The organism is Moorena sp. SIO2C4 (genome assembly GCF_010672485.1).
GTDB classification, from domain to species: domain Bacteria; phylum Cyanobacteriota; class Cyanobacteriia; order Cyanobacteriales; family Coleofasciculaceae; genus Moorena; species Moorena producens.
This window is the reverse complement of the sequence record NZ_JAAHGN010001170.1, coordinates 1-2,211: the sequence shown is the minus strand read 5'-3', so window position 1 is coordinate 2,211 and position 2,211 is coordinate 1. Positions and strand designations below refer to the sequence as shown.

The following is a 2,211-nucleotide window of genomic DNA, read 5'->3' as shown; positions in this document are numbered from 1 at the left end:
TGACTTCTGACTTCGTTAGAGTCGATGCCTGGTATTACCCAGGGCACCTCTCCTTCAAATCTGGGCGTGCGACTTTCACCGCACCCAGCTCCTAGATATCCTGACCTTTCGGTCTGCTTCCGTGGATTAGTTGATGGCAGCTGTGATGAACTGCTAGCAAATTCTTTGGTTTCCAGTTATCGTGGTTTCCATCAATATGATGTAAGTGTACGACTTCTTCCCCTAGGAATTTGTGTCCACATTGTCCACAGGAATGGTTTTGCTTAGTTAAGGCTTTGGAGGTAGCATTATCATAGAGCTTGCTATTGCGTTTGCTCCAGTAAACTAGGTCACCATCATAGGGTGACTTAGTCCCTTTAACATTGACATGTTTGTTCTCTGAATAAGGTACCGCCGGAAATGCTTTGTTCACTAACCTTACGGCTTCGTGTTTGTCGATTTTCTTTTCCTTTATGAATTTACGGCGTGCTGATTCATTTGCAAACCATAAACTATTTCGGGAGCCGTCCATCTTGCCATACCGGTGGTAGTTTCTCCAGCCCCGAACAATGGGGGCTAGTTTTCTTGCCTTAACTTTTGCACCATAATTCGAGTTGCTGACCACGGCTTTGATTTTCTTTCGGGTTGTTTTATAGTTTTCCGGTGAGGGGAAACTTCTGAACTTTCCGTTTTTCTGGACTCGAAAATTCCAGCCCAGGAAGTCAAATCCGTCTGTCGTTTTAGTTAGCTTAGTCTTTCGAGCGCTGATTTCCATTCCACGTTCGGCGAGGAAGCTCTTGATTTTATCTAGAATTTCCTCTGCATTGTCTTCTGGCTTGAGAATTATTACCATGTCATCCGCGTAACGAATGCTATTGTGTATATCTTCTATTCCATTAAGTGCGATATTGGCAAGTAATGGGCTGACGACACCTCCTTGTGGGGTTCCTTGCTCAGGGAATTCAGGATTGACTCCTGCTTTTAAGCATTTGAAAATCCCGTATTTTAAGCCTGATGGTGCAATTATCCCGTCCATGATGGATTTATGGGAAATGCGGTCAAAACATTTCTTGATATCTAGCTCAATTATTCTTTTGTTGATGCCGTTTTTATTTGAGCATAAATTCTGGAATATCAGCTTCTGAGCGTCGTGAGCACTTCTTCCGGTTCTGAACCCGTAACTTCGGGCGTGGAACGTGGCTTCATGTGCTGGTTCTAACGCATATTTGGCTAGACATTGCCATGCTCTATCGGCAATTGTAGGGACTTTGAGAGTTCGAGTTTTACCATTTTTCTTGGGTATTGGGATTTCCCTAAGTCGATTATGCTTCCAGGTAAAAGCATAATCTTTGAGTTCCTCAAGAAGCTCGAATCTTTTTCGGTAGGAGAGGGATGCCTTTCCATCAACACCGGCTGTCCTTTTACCTTTATTGAGCTGTGTCACTTGACGGATGGCCAAAAGTTGGGCTGAACGGGATTTTAGAATCAGTTTTTGTAATGACCGAGCTTTCTTGAGGTCACCATCTTGAACTGCTTTAAACACTCGTCTCTGTAGGCGGAATAAATTTTGCCGGAGTTTTTTCCAGTTTTGTTCTTTCCAGAGTTCACTATGTTTTACCATGTGTCTAACTATGCTCTTCATTGATTTGTGTTTTCTAGATACCCGTGACCAGTTTCCGGTCACATCCTACCCGACAGGAGGGATTAGATTTGGCATAACTTACCGGGGTTTCGACCCTTCCCCAGACCTCTGCTGGTGCGCTTTCCACTGACGAATTAAATTACGGGGTCGCACCGTTTGCTGTCGTTTTTACTTGTTCCGTCCTTTGGATTGTTTTGGTGATTTAGGGTGATTCAGTTTGCCTACCCTCTTCTCGGAGATTGCAGCTATCAAGCAATATGCTGCGAGAATGAGAGGATGAAGTCCACACATTTCCCAGGCTGTGGCTTTGTCATGAGACACTTTTTTAGAATCTGTTTACCCGTGTCACCTCCCTATTAGCGCCGGGGAACCTACCTGTTTCAGTCCTGATTGCGCCCTGCTGCCAGCTTCACTCTGCGAGGTTGCCGCCTGCTCGGTGTGGCCAGATAAGGAGTCACTTCTCTCCTGAAGGGCGGGGTTTTCACCCGCATCCGTTAGACAGTTAGACTTTTGAGGTTTTTATTCCTCGCGAAGTCCCCTACTCATACCCCTCTATTTTCTAGAGGCTCCTAGTAGGAACAAGCCGCACT

Annotated in this window: 1 protein-coding gene; it reads right to left on the bottom strand. The window is 45.2% G+C overall.

Annotated elements, in window-relative coordinates:
- Positions 1-91 precede the first annotated feature (91 nt).
- A complete protein-coding gene (locus tag F6K20_RS35170; RefSeq protein ID WP_081431844.1) occupies positions 92-1,600 on the bottom strand; it encodes a group II intron reverse transcriptase/maturase in 1,509 nt (502 codons plus the stop codon).
- Between the last annotated feature and the right edge of the window lie 611 nt (positions 1,601-2,211).

Coding starts and splice junctions, on each gene's coding strand:
- F6K20_RS35170 (WP_081431844.1), bottom strand. CDS start 1,600: ATGGTAAAACATAGTGAACTCTGGAAAGAACAAAACTGGAAAAAACTC.